The sequence below is a fragment of the Eisenbergiella tayi genome (assembly GCF_001881565.1).
GTDB classification, from domain to species: domain Bacteria; phylum Bacillota; class Clostridia; order Lachnospirales; family Lachnospiraceae; genus Eisenbergiella; species Eisenbergiella tayi.
In genome coordinates this window covers 85280-102510 of sequence record NZ_MPDJ01000004.1, presented here as the reverse complement: position 1 = coordinate 102510, position 17231 = coordinate 85280, and the positions used below count along the sequence as shown (strand labels likewise).

The following is a 17231-nucleotide window of genomic DNA, read 5'->3' as shown; positions in this document are numbered from 1 at the left end:
AAAAAATCCTTATGCCGGTCAATTCCCGGTGTAAGGATTTTTTGGTTTTCATTTTTAATTTTTTTGTGATGCCGTCAGGATTGCTTCTGCCTGTGGGTATTCCTTATTTAGTACCTGACTTAATGTCCAGAGTACACTGTACAAACCGGAATGGCTAGGTTATAATTAAAGAGGTTGTTTTATGCTCGCATATAGGAATACATACATTATAAGACGATAATACATCTGCCTTGAGGGACGCAATGATAACGGAAAAAAGACTGAAAAAACAGATCACAATTGCGGCAGTTACGGCGGCCGGTATATTTGCAGCCTTGGCAGTCACTGCAGTTATGGCCTTTATTACCCTGAGCAGGGCGCAGAAAAATGAGGCTGAGATCTATTTGAACGAAGTGACGGAACAATATAAAAGTACCATTGTGACGCAGATGGAAGGCTATCTTCATGTGCTGGAGGCCCTGTCGACCATTCTGGGAGAAAAGGAAATGGAAGAGGATGAGATCCTGGATATCCTTGAAATTGAAAATTACCAGAATGATTTCATTCGTATGGGGTTTGTGGGAACTGACGGCATTGGTGAATTGGTGGATATGGACGGCGTGCGCTATGAAAGCGTCCGTCTGGGAGAGGAAGAGTTTATACAGGAAGCCATGAAAGGCAATTCGGTGGTTTCCAATACCATGCGGGATCGGTTTGACGATGGTTATATTAACTGCTATGGGGTACCTGTTTACAGAAAAGGGGAGCTTCTGGGAGTGCTTACCGCTGCCAGTGAATATGAAAGCTTCGGGAAGATCATCAGCCGTCCTATATTCAATGGAAGCGCATATCTGCATATCATTGACAGCAACGGAGATTTCGTAATCCGTTCCGGCCATAAGCTGATTGAAAACGAAGACTGCCAGAATATTTTTGATATGGATCTTCTGGGAGCAGGGATTGAGGAAAATCTGCTGTCACAGCTGAAAACAGGAGAGACCTTCTTTTCCGGTTTCACACGTAATAATACCAAATTCTGGGTGTTTTTTGCTCCTATAGAGAGAAACGGCTGGTATTTGATGTGTATGATTCCGCAGAAGGCGCTGAATGCGAATTTTAATAGAATGACCCGTGTGGCAATCGCCGTTTTTTCCATTATCATTTTACTGCTTGTCATTCTGTTTGCCTATATTTATATGCTTATCCGCAATAACCGGAATGAAATGCGCAGGCTCGCCTATTATGACCCGCTTACCGGTCTCTATAATAAAGCCCGGTTTGTAGAAGAAGCCATGTCCCTTTTGAAACAGAAGAGTGACTATGCGCTGGTGCTTCTGGATGTTGTCAACTTTAAATTTGTGAATGAGCTTTTCGGATATGAAAAAGGGGATGTCCTGCTGAGGCATGTCGCGCAGGTATGCATGGATGCTATAGACAATACTGAGCTGTGCTGCAGAGACAATTCCGATAAATTTGCCCTGCTTATGTCATATGGTGAAAAGCAGGCTTTGACGGACAGGTTAACCAAGGTTATGGAAAGCATTTCGCGCTGCCAGCTGGATCCCGTTCAGGAGTACCGCATCCTGTGCAACTGCGGCGTGAAAACAGTTGAAAATTATAACGGCAGGGTTGATTTTGATGTCTTTTGGGACAGGGCGGATCTGGCCTTGAAAAATGCCAAGGGGAATCAGAATGACGCTATCATTTTTTATGGTGAAGAACTGCATGAAAGGGAAGTAAAACGCAATGAGATAGAACGTATTATGCATACGGCGCTGAGCAACAGGGAATACCGCATGTATCTGCAGCCCAAGGTCGATCTGGAAAGCGGGAGGGTCTGCGGTGCAGAGGCTCTTGTACGGTGGGTGCGTCCCCGGGGCGGGATGATTTACCCGGATGAATTTATCCCGGTATTTGAGCAGAACGGGTTCATTACCAACCTTGATATGTATATGCTGGAAGAAGCATGTGTTTATCTGAACGGCCTTCTTAAAATGGGAATATCCGGAATCTGTATTTCGGTTAATCAGTCGAGAATCCTTTTTTACAAGCAGGATTATTTGAATCAGATTGAGAAAATAATAAGAAAACACCATATTGATCCCTCTCTTATTATATTGGAGGTTACGGAGGGGATTACGATGGAAAATCTGGAGGAAATGAAACGACTTGTCAGGGAACTGCATAAAATGGGGTTTGCCGTATCCATGGATGATTTTGGAAGCGGGTATTCCTCCCTCAATATACTGAAGGAACTGGATATCGATGAACTCAAGCTGGATAAAGCTTTTCTTGCCGATACCGGAGAGCAGGAAAAGAGGGACATTATCATGAAAAATATCATTAACCTGGCCGGGGAGCTTCATATAAAAACGGTGACTGAGGGCGTGGAAAGTGCATCTCAGGCGGATTTTATCCGTTCCATTCACTGTGATATCGGTCAGGGCTATTATTATGCAAAACCTATGCCGGAGGATGAATTTACCAGATTCATAACAGGAAAGGCCTGAAGCGAATGAAAATATTATTGATTATTGATCAGTATGACAGAGGGAATAACGGGACTACCATGACTGCCCAAAGGCTGGCGCATACGCTGTCGGCTCATGGACATGAGGTGCGAGTGGTGAGTACGGGGAATTCGGGGAATGGAAAATACCTTGTAAAAGAATATTTTCTTCCGCCCATTGTCCGTCATATTGTGACAAAACAGGGGATGGTATTTGCCAAGCCGGATGAAGAAGTGTTGAGGGAGGCCATCAGCTGGGCTGATCTGGTTCATTTTCTGCTCCCATTCTGGTTGAGTATGAAGGGGCTGGAAATTGCGCGGGAACTGGATGTCCCCCATACGGCAGCTTTTCATGTACAGCCGGAAAATATCACCTATACCCTGCATCTGGGAAAACAGCAGGCTGTTAACGCCTGGCTTTACCGTTTCTTCTGGGACCGGTTTTATAAATATTTCCGTCATATTCACTGCCCCAGCAGTTTTATCGCAGGGGAACTGAAGGCGAATCATTATATTTCAAAGCTTCATGTCATATCCAATGGCGTGGATCCGGATTTTATATATCAGAAAAGGCCTAAGCCGGAAAAGCTGAAGGACAAATATGTAGTGCTTATGATCGGAAGGCTTTCCAATGAAAAGAGGCAGGATATTCTCATAGATGCGATAGCCAAATCCAGATATGAATCCCGTATCCAGCTTGTTCTTGCAGGTCAGGGACTGAAATACGGGAGTTACCGGTATCGTTCCAGAAAGCTTACAAACAAGCCGATCATGCGTTTCTTTTCCCATGAAAAGCTTCTTCAGCTTCTCTCTGAGACCGATTTGTATGTTCATGCGGCAGATGCGGAGATAGAGGCCATATCCTGTATTGAAGCTTTTTCCAGCGGTATTGTCCCGGTGATCGCCGACAGTCCCAAATCGGCTACTCCGCAGTTCGCCCTGGATGAGAGAAGTCTGTTTAAGGCAGGGGACAGCGATGATCTGGCGGCGAAGATCGATTACTGGCTTGAGGAGACAGAGGAACGCAGGAGGATGGAGAAGCTGTATAGTGAACATGGCAAAGAATTTGCCCTGGATGACTGTGTAAGCCGTATGGAACAGATGTTTGAGGAGGAACTTCAGGATTTCCGGAGGGAAAAACTCCGCATGGAGAACCGAAGGAAATTTGCGGAGGGAAAAACAGAGACGGCAGGTGTTGTCTATGAGGAAAAACACATTGTAAAAATGTGGACGCCTATTCCTTTTCATGTGAAGGATTCCTATCGCTTTTTCCCCTCTAACCCCTTCTTCATATTAGGAGGAGGCCTTGTCCGGCTTTTGATTTATCTGTTGGTATTTCTGTTTATCAAGCCGATATGGGGGCTGAAAATAGAAGGCGGCAGTAATCTGAAAGGAATAAAGGGCGGGGCGGTCACTGTATGCAACCATGTGCACCTGCTGGACTGTGTGATGGTGTCCTATGTGCTGCGGCATAAAAATGTCTGCTTCCCTACCTTGGAATCCAATTTCCGCATCCCGCTTATCCGGCATATCATACGCCTGCTGGGAGGGATTCCCATCCCGGAGAACAGGCAGGTATTCAGGCGCTTTATGGAAGAAACCGGAAACTGGGTAGCCGGAGGCAATTGGATCCATTATTATCCGGAGGTTGTCCTGCATCCTTATTATCAGGGAATAAGGGGGTTTAAGCGGGGGGCATTTCTTACAGCCTGTGAAGCGGGAGTCCCGGTTATCCCCATGGTGATTTCTTACAGGCATCCGGGAGGAATAGCGGGCCTGCTCCGGAGAAAGCCGTGCCTTACCCTGAAAATACTGCCGCCTGTAGCCCCTCCCTCCGGCGGGAATAAAAGAGCGCAGACCATGCAGCTGATGGATACCGTGTACAATGTGATGAATAAAGCTTACTGGGAGTAAGCGTAAGAAAAGAAGAGGAGTTTTATGATAAAGAACGAAAGAAAAGTCATTGATTTGGCTGGGATGCTTAAGATTGTGGACAGTTGTGATATATGCAGGCTGGGCCTTGCGGAAGGAAATCGGATAGCCATCGTTCCCATGACCTTTGGCTATACCTTCCTGGACGGAAAATTCACTTTTTATTTCAAGGGTGATTTGGAAGAGGAGAGGCTGGCATTGATCCGGAATGCAGAAGAAATTGACTTTCAGATGGATTCCGATCACTGTATGCTGCCCATGGGAAACGGAGAATATACCATGTTCTATAATCATGGGGAAGGCTATGGAAAACCGGTTTTCCTGGAAGATGAGGAAGAAAAGAAGAAGGCGATGAAGCACCTTCTTGCTCATTATCTTCCCGGCGAGGATGAGGCATTCGCTGATATTTCATGGAAGGAAACCTGTGTGTTCAAACTGGAAGTAATAAAGCTGCACTGTAAAGTCAGCAAATAGCAGGATAATTATTCTGCAGGCTCGGTATCCGAAGGCTCAGCGGTATTTTCCGGTTCTCCGGCATTGTCATAATTGTCGGAATTTCCTTCTGAGTCTTCCTTAAAACCGGGGGCATCATTTTCCGTAATGATAGTAATGGAATCGTCGGTAGGCATTTCTCCCTGGAGAATCAGGGAAATGTAATTAAGCCTTTTTACCGCACGGTTGTAATACTCCAAAGCGGCGGAAGCCACGTTTTCATTATATTCTTCATCTGCATAGGCTTCTCTGTACAGACGGGCTGCCTCTGTCATGTTTTCTCCGGCCTCATCGGCCAGGTCTTCCACTGCGGAAAACTGTCTTGGCACTTCGATATCCGCAAGCACCGTGAATTGGGCCGCAAGATCATCCATGGCGGCAAGCATATCCTCAACGCCGGTTTCTGATTCGGGATCCACACTGTTGAGATTGTCGAAGGAAATGTTAACCTGGGCGGTAAAATCATCCATCTCACTGTAAAATTTATCTAATTCTGCATTTTTGCCGCAGCCTGCCAAAAGAGCAGAAATGAGCAGAACGGCGGTAAGCAGATAGGTCTTTTTTTCTTTTTTCATCCTTGGTATACCTTTCTGGCCACCGGTCAAAAGAGGCGCCGGTGAATTTCATAATCAGGGAGCAAAAGTCTCTATTCAACTTACCATATTATCCGCATGAAATCAAGTGAGGAAAGATTTCTGTAGCGGGTGCTTTCTTTTTGTTTTGTTTCATGTTAGAATGTAACATATTTACAAACGGAGAACAAGCTATGACGAAACAGGAATTCAGAGAATTTATTAAGGACAGAATGGTCTTTCTGGATGGAGCCACAGGCTCCAATCTGATGCTCAGAGGGATGCCGGGAGGCATTTGCCCGGAAAAATGGATAATGGAAAACACACAGGTGCTGATCGGTCTTCAGAAGGAATATGTTGCCGCCGGCGCTAATATTTTATATGCACCTACTTTTACGGCAAACCGGTGCAAATTAAAGGAATACGGCCTGGAAGGACAGCTTCGGCAGATAAATGCCGCGATGGTGGCCGCTTCCAGAGAGGCGGCAGGCGGAAAAGCCCTGGTGGCAGGTGATCTGACTATGACAGGGGAACAGCTGGCGCCCATCGGCAGTATGGACTTTGAAGAATTGATTGATATATATAAAGAACAGATTGCATGTATTGAAGAGGCGGGGGCGGATCTTTTGGTGGTGGAAACCATGATGAGCCTGCAGGAATCCAGAGCCGCCCTGCTGGCAGCAAAGGAAATCTGCCCTGATTTGCCGGTGATGGTTACCATGACCTTTGAAGGGGACGGGCGGAGCCTGTACGGAACGGACGCGGTGACGGCGGCCGTGGTTCTGGAAAGCCTGGGTGCCGCGGCGATAGGAGCCAACTGCTCCACAGGGCCGGAGCAAATGGCTGGAATCATACGGCAGATGGCGTCGGTAACACGGATCCCTGTGATTGCGAAGCCTAATGCGGGGCTGCCGTCCCTGAACGAAGAGGGAAAAACGGTATATGAGATGCGGCCCCGGGAATTTGCGGAAGAGATGCAGGCGGTTTATGAGGCCGGGGCTTCGATGATAGGAGGCTGCTGCGGAACCACGCCGGAGCATATTGCAGACCTGCATGAAAGCTTCGCGGGGAAAATGCCCGCGCAGGTGAACAGAAGGCCTTCCGGAATCCGGTATCTGACCTCCGAAAGAAAAACGATTGCTTTCGGTCTGGAAGATCCGTTTCTTATCATCGGAGAAAGGATTAATCCGACGGGAAAGAAAAAGCTGCAGGCGCAGCTGCGGGAAGGCAGCTTTGAGATGGTTACCCGTTTTGCGGAGGAACAGGAGGCGGGCGGAGCGTCTGTTCTGGATGTGAACATGGGAATGAGCGGCATTGATGAGAAAGAAATGATGCTGCGTGCCCTGGAAGAGGTGGGAGGCGTAAGCCAGCTGCCGCTGTCTCTGGATTCCAGCCATGTGGAGGTCCTGGAAGCAGCCCTTCGCCGTTATCCCGGAAGAGCACTCATCAATTCCATTTCCCTGGAAAAGGAAAAATTTGAGAAGCTGATACCTATGGCCCAAAAATATGGGGCCATGTTTATTCTACTGCCTCTTTCCGATGCGGGACTTCCCGAGAGCCTGCAGGAAAAGAAAGAGATAATAGAAACCATACTGGAACGGGCCTTTGCATGCGGCCTGGCTAAAGAAGATATCATTGTGGACGGTCTGGTCACTACTGTGGGAGCCAATCCCAAAGCGGCTCTGGAAACGCTGGAAACCATCCGTTACTGTAAAGAAAAACAGCTGGCCACTGTCTGCGGGCTGTCCAACATCTCCTTTGGGCTTCCGGAACGCAGCTATGTGAACAGTGTTTTCCTTACCATGGCAATTCAGGCAGGGCTGACGATGGCAATTGCCAATCCTTCCCAGGAACTGCTGGTGGCTAGTGCATTCGCTTCGGATATGCTGCTGTGCAAAGAGGAAAGCGCTCTGCGGTACATCGAATATGCGGGAACCTGTACCGGTATCAAACCTGTTTCTTCAGCGGCCCAAACGACTGAAACCTCAGGTCAGAAGGAAAAGAATCTGGGACGGCAGCCTTCCGGAAATGGTGTCTCCGGGTCGGCGGCTTCCGGAGAGAAATCTCCCGGTGAAACGCTTCCATTTTCGGCGGTCTATGAAGCCGTTCTGAAAGGAAACCGAAGCGGGATCGAACAGATTACCCGAAGGGCGCTGGAAGAGGGCGCTTCGGCCAGAGAGCTTCTGGATACCTGTCTGCTGCCTGCTATCAATCAGGTCGGAGAGCTTTTTGATAAAGGAAAGTACTTCCTTCCCCAGCTGATTTCCAGCGCGGAAGCCATGAAATTATCTATCGGGGTTTTGGAGCCCCTTCTTTCCTCCGATGGAAAGCAGGAGAAGATGCCGGTGGTGGTGATCGCCACTGTGGAAGGGGACATCCATGACATCGGTAAAAACCTGGTGGCCCTCATGCTGCGCAATTACGGGTTTGAGGTAATCGATCTGGGAAAAGATGTGCCGAAGGAAAAAATAATACAGGCGGCTAAGGAACATGGAGCGGGTATCATAGGGCTTTCTGCCCTGATGACTACTACCATGCAGGAAATGCGCCATGTGGTGGAGCTGGCGCATGAAGAGGGACTGGATTCCAAAATCATTATCGGCGGCGCGGTGGTCACCCAGGACTATGCGGATGAAATCCATGCGGATGGTTATGCCAAAGATGCGGCAGATACGGTGAGGCTGGCGAAACGGCTGCTTGGCCTTAATGAGGAAACGCAGGGGGACAGCCATGGAAATGAATGACAGAATGGAACAGGCGGAAGAGCTGTGGGATGATTTACCCACGGACAGTCAGCATGAAACCTTATGGGAAGCGGAAGGAACGGAGCTGGCGGTGAGGCAGCTCATGGATCAACTGAAGGCTTCCGAGGAAAAACAGCAGGGCCTTATGAAGAAACAGCTCCTGTTTACCCGGATTTTTGCTGTTTCCAATTGTGTTCTTGTGCTTCTTGTCCTGATCTTCGTGGCGGGAGTGTTGCCCAGGCTGACGACAGCCCTGGATAAGGCAACGGAATCACTTGTTAAGGTGGACGGAGCGCTTGATGATTTCGGGAAGGTATTCGATAATGTAAATTCTCTGGTGGATTCCAGCAGTAAGGCCGTGGAGCAGACAATGGATAAGGTGGATCAGATGGATATTGAGAGTCTGAATAACGCGATTTCCGATTTAAACGATGTGGTGGCCCCCATGGCAGAATTTTTCGGCAGATTCAGATAAGCAGGCAGCCTTTTGAGGCCTGCGGAAATTAAGGATAAACAGATAAACGGAGGGATTGGAAGATGAATGGTGCGGATGCGATTGTAAAGTGTCTGGAATTGGAAGGAATAACGGAAGTTTTCGGTTATCCCGGCGTTGCTATCTGCCCTTTTTACAACAGTATTCTTGATTCTGATATCAGTACTGTTTTAATCAGGACAGAGCAGAATGCGGCCCATGCCGCGAGCGGACTTGCCAGGGTGACAGGAAAGGTTGGTGTGTGTGCCGTAACGTCAGGCCCGGGCGCCACAAACCTCATTACCGGTATTGCCACAGCTTTTGCCGACAGCATTCCCCTTGTCTGCATAACCGGCCAGGTGAACAGCGAGCTTCTCGGAAGCGATGTGTTTCAGGAAGCCGATATCACCGGAGCGGCAGAGTCCTTTGTGAAATACAGCTACCTCATAAGAGACGTGAATGATATCCCCCGGGTATTCAAAGAAGCTTTTTATGTGGCAAATACGGGAAGAAAGGGCCCTGTTCTCATTGATATTCCCATTGATGTACAGAACGCTGTGATAAACAAATTCCGTTATCCGGAAGAAGTGAATATGAGGACCTATAAGCCCACTGTAAAAGGGCATATTGTCCAGATAAAGAAAGTAATGCGGGAGCTGGAAAAAGCAAAAAGGCCTTTGATTTATGCAGGCGGCGGCGTTACTCTGAGCGGGGCCTGTGAAGAGCTTCGGAAATTTTCGGAGAAATTCCGCATTCCTGTGGTTTCCACCATGATGGGGATCGGAGTTATGCCTACAGAGCATCCCATGTATTTCGGTATGGTGGGAAATAACGGAAAACCCTATGCCAACCGCGCCATGAATGAATCGGATCTTCTGATTATGGTAGGTGCCCGCGTGGCGGACCGTTCCGTAAATCAGCCGGATTTGATCACCCATGATAAAGTGCTGGTGCACATTGATGTGGATCCCGCCGAAATCGGTAAGAATGCAGGTCCCACCATTCCGTTGGTAGGGGATGCCAGACATATTTTTGAAGACTTCGAAAAACAGGAATTTGAATGTGAACATGAAGAATGGCTGGAAGCGCTGGATGGCTACCGCAGGAATATGAAGCTTGTCCGCCGTCCGAATCCGGAATATGTGGATCCGGAAGAGCTGATTCGTCAGATATCCTATAAAATGAAGCCGGATGGCGTCTATGTGGCGGATGTGGGACAGAATCAGATATGGTCCTGTGCTTTCCATGTGGTGAGGGAAGGGCGTTTCCTTACTTCCGGCGGCATGGGAACTATGGGTTATTCCATCCCGGCTGCGATGGGTGCCAAGCTGGGCGATATGTCCAAGCAGGTAATTGCGGTATGCGGAGACGGTTCCTTCCAGATGTCCATGATGGAGCTGGCTACCATCCAGCAGTATCATATTCCGGTAAAGATCGTGGTATTCCGGAACAATTATCTGGGAATGGTCCGGGAATACCAGCACTATTCCTATAAAGACAGTTACTCGGTAGTTGATATTTCAGGAGTTCCCCATCTGGATAAACTGGCGCAGGCTTATGATATCCCTTATATCCGTGTGGCCCGGAATGAAGATATTGACGGGGCTTTGGATGACTTCCTGAAGGATGACTGTTCTTATCTGATGGAATGTATGATAGATCCCATGGATTTGGTGAAATAAATTTTGAACCGGTCAAATACCGTCCGGGAACGGAAAGAAAAGAGGTTTGGCAATGAAAAAAATATATTCTGTTCTTGTTGAAAACAGATCCGGCGTTCTGTGCAAGGTAGCCGGCCTGTTTTCCAGAAGATGCTTTAATATTAATTCCCTGGCCGTGGGTGAAACAGATGATCCGGCCGTATCCTGTATGACCATTGTCAGCAGCGGCGATCAGCGTACCATTGAACAGATCGAAAAGCAGCTTAATAAAAAGCTGGATGTTATCAAGGTGAAGACCTTTGACGAGAACTCCAGCGTAAGCCGGGAGCTGATGCTGGTAAAAATTAAATATAACAGGAACAACCGCAAGGATATTATGGAAAACTGTGCGATTATGCATGCTTCCATAGTGGATATGTCAAAGCACATGATGCTGATCCAGATTTGCGATACTCCAGAAAGAGTACAGCTTTTCCTTACGATGCTGCAGTCTATCAGCATTGTGGAGGTGGCGAGAACCGGGACCCTGGCCCTCCCCAAATGTATGGAAAGCGATATCTGAAAAGCGGCCCGCCTTGTATAACGTACATTACAGACTTCAGTACTGACTATAACCTGGAGTTATAAAAAGTATGACTGACTATCATACGTTGACAAGGTGTATAAATGTTGCTAGAATAATTGGAAAGACAGCACCGGCGGGACTTTAACGTCCCTTGTGCAGGAGGGGCGTGATACATATGCGAAAAAAAGTTTTTCAGCTTCTTGTGGATAATACCTCAGGGGTTTTGAGCCGTATATCCGGACTGTTTTCAAGGCGCGGCTATAATATTGAAACCATTACGGCGGGCGTGACTGCGGATCCCAGGATTACCAGGATTACCATTGTAGCCAATGGGGATGATGAGATTCTGGAACAAATTGAGAAGCAGGTATCCAAGCTTGTGGATGTGCGGGATATCAGGGAGCTTAAACCTGAAGAAAGCGTTTACCGCGAACTGGCGCTGATTAAAGTCAGTGTTTCCGCGGAAAAAAGGCAGGATGTAATAGCAATCACCAATATTTTCCGGGCCAATATTATTGACGTGGGACAGGAAAGCCTGATTGTGGAAATTACAGGCAACCAGAGCAAGGTGGATGCGTGCATCAATCTTCTGAGCAATTATGAGATTCTTGAGCTGGCAAGAACGGGCATTGCAGGCCTGGGACGCGGAACAGGAAATGTGGTATATCTGGATCCGCTGGATTAATTTATTGTTGTGGACTCTGAGGTTCAGCCATCCGCTGCGGCCTTTCAGTTATATAGTCATTCAAACTAAATGGAGGAAAGAAAAATGGCAAAGATTTATTATCAGGAGGATTGTGACCTGTCATTATTACAGGATAAAACAATCGCAGTAATCGGTTACGGCAGCCAGGGACATGCACATGCCCTGAATCTGAAGGAGTCTGGCTGTAACGTCATTGTAGGACTTTATGAAGGTTCCAAATCCTGGGCAAAGGCAGAAGCTCAGGGCCTTACAGTATATACAGCTGCTGAAGCTGCAAAGAAAGCAGATATCATCATGATTCTTATTAATGATGAGAAGCAGGGCGCTCTTTACAAAGAATCCATCGAACCCAACTTAAGACCCGGTATGATGCTTATGTTCGCACATGGCTTCTCCATCCATTTCGGACAGATTAAGCCTCCCGCAGATGTTGATGTTGCCATGATCGCACCTAAGGGACCCGGACATACCGTAAGAAGCGAATATCAGGCCGGCAAGGGCGTTCCCTGTCTGATCGCGGTTGCTCAGGATGCTACGGGAAAAGCAAATGATCTCGCTCTGGCCTATGCACTGGGAATCGGCGGGGCAAGAGCAGGCGTTCTTCGTACCACCTTCCGTGAAGAAACCGAAACAGACCTGTTCGGTGAGCAGGCAGTTCTCTGCGGCGGCGTATGCGCTCTGATGAAGGCTGGCTTCGAAACTCTGGTTGAAGCAGGATATGAGCCGGAAAGCGCATATTTTGAATGTATCCATGAAATGAAGCTGATCGTTGACCTGATTTATGAAAGCGGATTCGCCGGAATGAGATATTCCATTTCCAACACGGCTGAATACGGCGATTATATTACCGGGCCCAAGATCGTTACCGAAGATACCAAGAAGGCTATGAAGAAGGTTCTTTCCGATATCCAGGATGGTTCCTTTGCAAAGGAATGGCTGCTGGAGAACCAGGTTGGATGCCCTCACTTCAATGCAATGAGAAAGAGAGAAGGCGCTCATCAGCTGGAGAAGACCGGTGCGGAGCTGCGTAAGCTTTACAGCTGGAATGATACCAACAAGCTGATCGATAACTAATCGGACAATAAGAACGGAAAACAAGAGGAACGGGCTGCCAATACGGCAATCCGTTCCTTTTTTACGTGACTGTTTAAAGATCAAAAGAAGCAGGTTTTATACATGCTTCATACAGAAATCTGAAAACTTTTCTGCGGTGGCGGAGCAGGTCTGATTTTTCAGGTAGGCGAAGCCCACCTTCCGGGAAGGGACGGATACCGGCAGCGGAAGGCTGATGAGTTTGCCGGTATCCAGTTCCTCCTGTACAAAATCTTCAATCACACAGGCAATCCCCAGATCGATTTTGGCGAAATCAATGAGCAGATCCATGGATGTGATTTCTATAGTCTGGGCGGCAGTGATTTCTTCCTTTACCAGATATTTTTCCATGTACTGCCTTGTGATGTTCTCCTTATCAAGCAGCATCAGGGTGGAGTGAGAGATGATATCCCTGGAGGAAGGGCTGCCGGAAAAGGAGACTCTTTTGCACAGATTGTCCAGATACCGCTGTGTGCAGACGAAAACATCCCGGATTTCCTGTACCGGATGAAAATGGAATTTATCCATCCTGTCATTCTCTCCGATAAGGCCGATATCTACAGTTCCTTTTTCCAGTGCTTCCATTGTCTGATATGTGGACTGGCAGGAAATGGATATCTGAATATGAGGGTTTTCCCGTGTAAAAAGGCTCAGATGAGGAAGAAGAACATATTTGCACAGAGTGGTGCTTACTCCGATGGACAGATGCCCCATTCCCAGTTCCTGCACCTTACGCAGCTGTTCCTCACCCTGGCTGATAGCCTGAAATGCACTTTCCACCTGACGGAACAGAAGCTCACCGGTTTCGGTCAGCCGTACTCCTCTGGAAGAACGCAGAAACAGAGTCGTGTCCAGATTCTGTTCCAGTCGGGATATGGCTTTGCTGATAGCGGGCTGGCTGATGAAAAGCTGTCTCGCCGCACCGGAAATATTCCTGCACTTGGCAACCGTATAAAAAATATGATACAAATTCAGATTCTGTTCCATTCGAAATCCTCCTGCCGTCCGGCGTTTCCATCCGGTGCTGTATACACACTGCGGAAGCCTGTCTTCTATAACTATATTGCATTTTATAAAATTATACTATAACTTGAAATTATAGTAAACATGAAAGAAAAGTATTTTCCCAATAACAGGTGTTATGTTACACTATTAACATCGAAAGGCCGGGATGGCCTGAACCAATGGAAACGGAGGAAAGAAAAATGGGTATGACAATGACACAGAAGATTCTGGCAGCCCATGCAGGCCTGGAAAAAGTAGAAGCGGGCCAGCTGATTGAGGCGGATCTGGATCTGGTGCTTGGAAATGATATTACCAGTCCGGTTGCGATTAAGGAAATGGAAAAGATGAAAGTGGACGGCGTTTTTGACAAAGATAAAATCGCCCTGGTGCCGGATCACTTTGTCCCCAACAAGGATATTAAATCCGCAGAGCACTGCAAATGCGTGAGGGAATTTGCTTACCGCAATCAGATTACCAATTACTTTGAAGTGGGTGAAATGGGAATCGAGCATGCGCTTCTTCCGGAAAAAGGCCTTGTGGTAGCCGGGGATGTAGTGATCGGAGCGGATTCCCATACCTGTACATATGGCGCGCTTGGCGCTTTTTCCACAGGTGTGGGAAGTACGGATATGGCGGCAGGAATGGCAACCGGCAAAGCATGGTTTAAGGTTCCCGGAGCCATCCGGTTCAACCTCACAGGAAAGCTTTCCCCATGGGTGAGCGGCAAGGATGTGATTCTGCATATCATCGGAAAAATCGGTGTTGACGGCGCTCTTTATAAATCCATGGAATTTGTGGGCGAAGGAGTATCGGGCCTGACCATGGATGACCGTTTTACCATTGCCAATATGGCGATTGAGGCCGGCGGCAAGAACGGTATTTTCCCGGTGGATGATCAGGCGCTTCTTTATATGAAGGAGCATTCCATGAAAACCCCTGTCATTTACGAGGCGGATGAGGATGCGGTATATGATGAAGAATATACGATCGATCTGGGGGCTCTGCGTCCCACAATCGCGTTCCCTCATCTTCCTGAAAATGCGAAGACAATTGATGAAATAAAAGAAGATGTAAAAATAGATCAGGTAGTTATCGGTTCCTGTACAAACGGACGTATCGGAGATCTCCGCTGTGCTGCCGAGGTGCTGAAAGGCCGCCATGTGGCACAGGGCATCCGCTGCATCATTATTCCTGCCACACAGGCAATTTATCTGCAGGCGATGGAAGAAGGGCTTCTGAAGATTTTTATCGAAGCGGGAGCGATTGTCAGCACACCTACCTGCGGCCCCTGCCTTGGAGGATATATGGGGGTTCTCGCCGCCGGAGAGAGGTGTGTGTCCACAACGAACCGTAACTTTGTAGGACGCATGGGACATGTGGATTCCGAGGTCTATCTGGCGAGCCCGGCCGTGGCCGCAGCAAGCGCCGTAACAGGAAAGATTTCCAGCCCGGAACAGCTGTGAGCGCAGGTCCGGTTTACAGAACGAAAATGCCGAAGAAGGGCAGAAGGTGAGGTTTTTTTATGATTAATGCAAAAGGAACCGTTTTCAAATACGGTGATAACGTAGATACAGATGTAATTATTCCCGCCCGCTATCTGAATTCATCAGATCCCGCGGAACTTGCCACGCACTGCATGGAGGACATTGACAAGGACTTTATTAAGACAGTGAAAAAAGGCGATATTATCGTTGCGGAAAAGAATTTTGGCTGTGGATCCTCCAGGGAGCATGCTCCCATTGCCATCAAAGCCGCCGGTGTAAGCTGTGTGATTGCGGAAACCTTTGCCCGTATCTTTTATCGCAATGCCATCAATATAGGGCTTCCTATCATCGAATGTCCGGAAGCATCCCGCGCCATTGAAGCGGGAGATGAGGTTGAAGTGGATTTTGATTCCGGTATTATTACGGATATCACAAAAGGAACCAGCTTTAAGGGGCAGGCTTTTCCTGAGTTCATGCAGAAAATCATTGATGCGGAAGGCCTTGTAAATTATATTAATAATAAGGCATGAAGGTAACACCGATGTTCCTCAGATGCTGATCCGTATTTCACAGAATTAAAATAAGACCGCATGGCTGCGTTGATTCGGCAGCCATGCGGTCTCGCTGTATTAAAAAGAAGGACAGCACATTCAGTTTTTCTTTTCTTCTCCATAATAAAGGATTCCCAGGGCGCCAGGGCCGGCATGGGTTCCTATGCTGGGGCTGATATCGTTGATGATGATATCTGTAATCCCCGTAAGCTCGGTGACAAAATCAGCCGCCATGCGGGCGTCTTCCGGGCAGTTCCCGTGAACAATACCTACCGGCACGGTTTTATCGGGAGCGTCGCCCAGGGTATTTTTCATTCTTTCAGCAAGTGTGCGGATGGATTTCTTTCTTCCCCTGGAGGTACCGTCAGACACCAGGTTTCCGTTGGTTCCCACATAAAGGAAGGGCTTCAGGTTCAATGCGGTTCCCACCGCGGCAACGGCGCCGGATATCCGTCCGCCTCTTTTTAAATGGAACAAATCATCCACCGTAAACTGCACATGCAGATGTTTTTTATATTCTTCCAGCAAAGCCGCATTTTCTTCCAGAGTTTTTCCCTCCTCCAGAAAGTGGTTTGCCTTAATTACAAGGATCGTTTCAGCAAGGGATACGTTCAGGGAATCCAGGACAATGATTTTTCTGCCGGGATATTCCTCACACAGCTCCTGGGCGGTAACATATACATTATTATAGCTGCCGCTCAGCGCGGAAGAAAAAGCGATATGTAAAATATCCATTCCTTTTTCCAGGATCTGCTCGAATTTTTCTCTGATAACTGCAGGATTATTAGCCATGGATGAAGGAAGCTCGCCCTGTTTCATACGCTCATAAAATTCTGCCGGAGGCATATTTTCCTCATCCCCATATACCTCGTCGCCGAAAGCGTAATACTGGGGAATAATAGTGGTTCCGAATTTTTCCTTATAAGAAGACGGAAGATCGGAATTGGAATCGGTGGTAATACAATAATTTTGCATAAAAGACCTCTCCTGTGTATGCTGCATTCAAATGATTTGATTTTCAAAACAATTATGATTATAACGGTTTTCTTAACTTATGTCAATGAATGGTACATAGCAGGTGCAGGCAGAAAAAGTGAATGCCGCCGTCTGTGCCCCTGCCGCCTTCCCTCACTGCCCGGTTCCGTCCTCCCGGCCCCCTTGTTCCGGATACGGACGGCTGCTCTGCAAGGTTCCGTAAAGGGGACGCTTCCGCTCGGATAAGCACGCAACGGTACTAAGGCTGCAAAATACGCAGCCTAAGGACCGGCGAGCTTATGACGCCCCTTTCTGGAATCCTTGCAGGGCAGCCGCCCATATCCGGGACAAGGGAGCCGGGAGGACGGAACCGGGCAGTGAGGGAAGGCGGCAGGGGCACGGACGGCGGCATTTACTTTGTCTGCCTGCACTTGTATATGGCTATACGATATCTTTGATGCATGCGTAAAACATTTTTCCATGACTTTTGGG

14 protein-coding genes are annotated in these 17231 nt (G+C 47.9%); 11 read left to right on the top strand and 3 right to left on the bottom strand.

Going from position 1 to position 17231, the window contains the following annotated elements; translation table 11 throughout:
* Positions 1-242 precede the first annotated feature (242 nt).
* From BLA28_RS15095 to BLA28_RS15085, 3 genes are read left to right on the top strand one after another with little or no spacing between them, the layout of a single operon-like run.
* Positions 243-2489 carry a bifunctional diguanylate cyclase/phosphodiesterase gene (locus tag BLA28_RS15095; RefSeq protein ID WP_069158038.1) on the top strand — a complete coding sequence of 749 codons (2247 nt, stop codon included), beginning with the start codon at positions 243-245 and terminating at the stop codon, positions 2487-2489.
* Positions 2490-2494: 5 nt separating this feature from the next.
* Positions 2495-4402: a glycosyltransferase gene (locus BLA28_RS15090; RefSeq protein WP_069158037.1), complete on the top strand. Its 1908-nt coding sequence runs from the start codon at positions 2495-2497 to the stop codon at positions 4400-4402.
* Positions 4403-4426: 24 nt separating this feature from the next.
* Positions 4427-4894, top strand: coding sequence for a pyridoxamine 5'-phosphate oxidase family protein (locus tag BLA28_RS15085; protein WP_069152490.1), 468 nt, complete (start codon positions 4427-4429; stop codon positions 4892-4894).
* A gap of 8 nt (positions 4895-4902) precedes the next feature.
* Here BLA28_RS15085 and BLA28_RS15080 read toward each other — a convergent pair whose 3' ends face one another.
* Positions 4903-5487, bottom strand: coding sequence for a hypothetical protein (locus BLA28_RS15080; protein ID WP_069158036.1), 585 nt, complete (start codon positions 5485-5487; stop codon positions 4903-4905).
* A gap of 191 nt (positions 5488-5678) precedes the next feature.
* Between BLA28_RS15080 and BLA28_RS15075 the strand changes: the two genes are divergently transcribed.
* The 6 genes from BLA28_RS15075 (at position 5679) to ilvC (ending at position 12706) form a co-directional block, all read left to right on the top strand.
* Positions 5679-8228 (top strand): homocysteine S-methyltransferase family protein, encoded by a 2550-nt coding sequence (locus BLA28_RS15075; RefSeq protein ID WP_069158035.1) that lies wholly within the window; start codon positions 5679-5681, stop codon positions 8226-8228.
* A complete protein-coding gene (locus tag BLA28_RS15070; RefSeq protein WP_069158034.1) occupies positions 8215-8703 on the top strand; it encodes a hypothetical protein in 489 nt (162 codons plus the stop codon). The genes BLA28_RS15075 and BLA28_RS15070 overlap by 14 nt, the downstream gene beginning before the upstream one ends.
* A 62-nt stretch (positions 8704-8765) precedes the next feature.
* Positions 8766-10382, top strand: coding sequence for a biosynthetic-type acetolactate synthase large subunit (gene ilvB / locus BLA28_RS15065; RefSeq protein ID WP_069152487.1), 1617 nt, complete (start codon positions 8766-8768; stop codon positions 10380-10382).
* 52 nt (positions 10383-10434) lie between these two features.
* A complete protein-coding gene (ilvN, locus tag BLA28_RS15060) occupies positions 10435-10923 on the top strand; it encodes an acetolactate synthase small subunit (RefSeq protein WP_009252639.1) in 489 nt (162 codons plus the stop codon).
* Between the two features lie 178 nt (positions 10924-11101).
* Positions 11102-11611 (top strand): acetolactate synthase small subunit, encoded by a 510-nt coding sequence (ilvN, locus tag BLA28_RS15055; protein WP_009252640.1) that lies wholly within the window; start codon positions 11102-11104, stop codon positions 11609-11611.
* A gap of 84 nt (positions 11612-11695) precedes the next feature.
* Positions 11696-12706 (top strand): ketol-acid reductoisomerase, encoded by a 1011-nt coding sequence (gene ilvC / locus BLA28_RS15050; RefSeq protein ID WP_009252641.1) that lies wholly within the window; start codon positions 11696-11698, stop codon positions 12704-12706.
* Positions 12707-12802: 96 nt separating this feature from the next.
* On the opposite strand, the gene BLA28_RS15045 is transcribed toward ilvC, so the two are convergent.
* Positions 12803-13711, bottom strand: a complete 909-nt coding sequence (locus BLA28_RS15045) for a LysR family transcriptional regulator (RefSeq protein ID WP_009252642.1) — start codon at positions 13709-13711, stop codon at positions 12803-12805.
* A gap of 218 nt (positions 13712-13929) precedes the next feature.
* Between BLA28_RS15045 and leuC the strand changes: the two genes are divergently transcribed.
* Both leuC and leuD read left to right on the top strand, forming a co-directional pair.
* Positions 13930-15192, top strand: a complete 1263-nt coding sequence (gene leuC / locus BLA28_RS15040; protein ID WP_069158614.1) for a 3-isopropylmalate dehydratase large subunit — start codon at positions 13930-13932, stop codon at positions 15190-15192.
* A gap of 59 nt (positions 15193-15251) precedes the next feature.
* Positions 15252-15743, top strand: coding sequence for a 3-isopropylmalate dehydratase small subunit (gene leuD, locus BLA28_RS15035; RefSeq protein WP_009252644.1), 492 nt, complete (start codon positions 15252-15254; stop codon positions 15741-15743).
* A 120-nt stretch (positions 15744-15863) separates the two neighbouring features.
* On the opposite strand, the gene BLA28_RS15030 is transcribed toward leuD, so the two are convergent.
* Positions 15864-16739, bottom strand: a complete 876-nt coding sequence (locus BLA28_RS15030) for a DegV family protein (protein ID WP_069158033.1) — start codon at positions 16737-16739, stop codon at positions 15864-15866.
* Between the last annotated feature and the right edge of the window lie 492 nt (positions 16740-17231).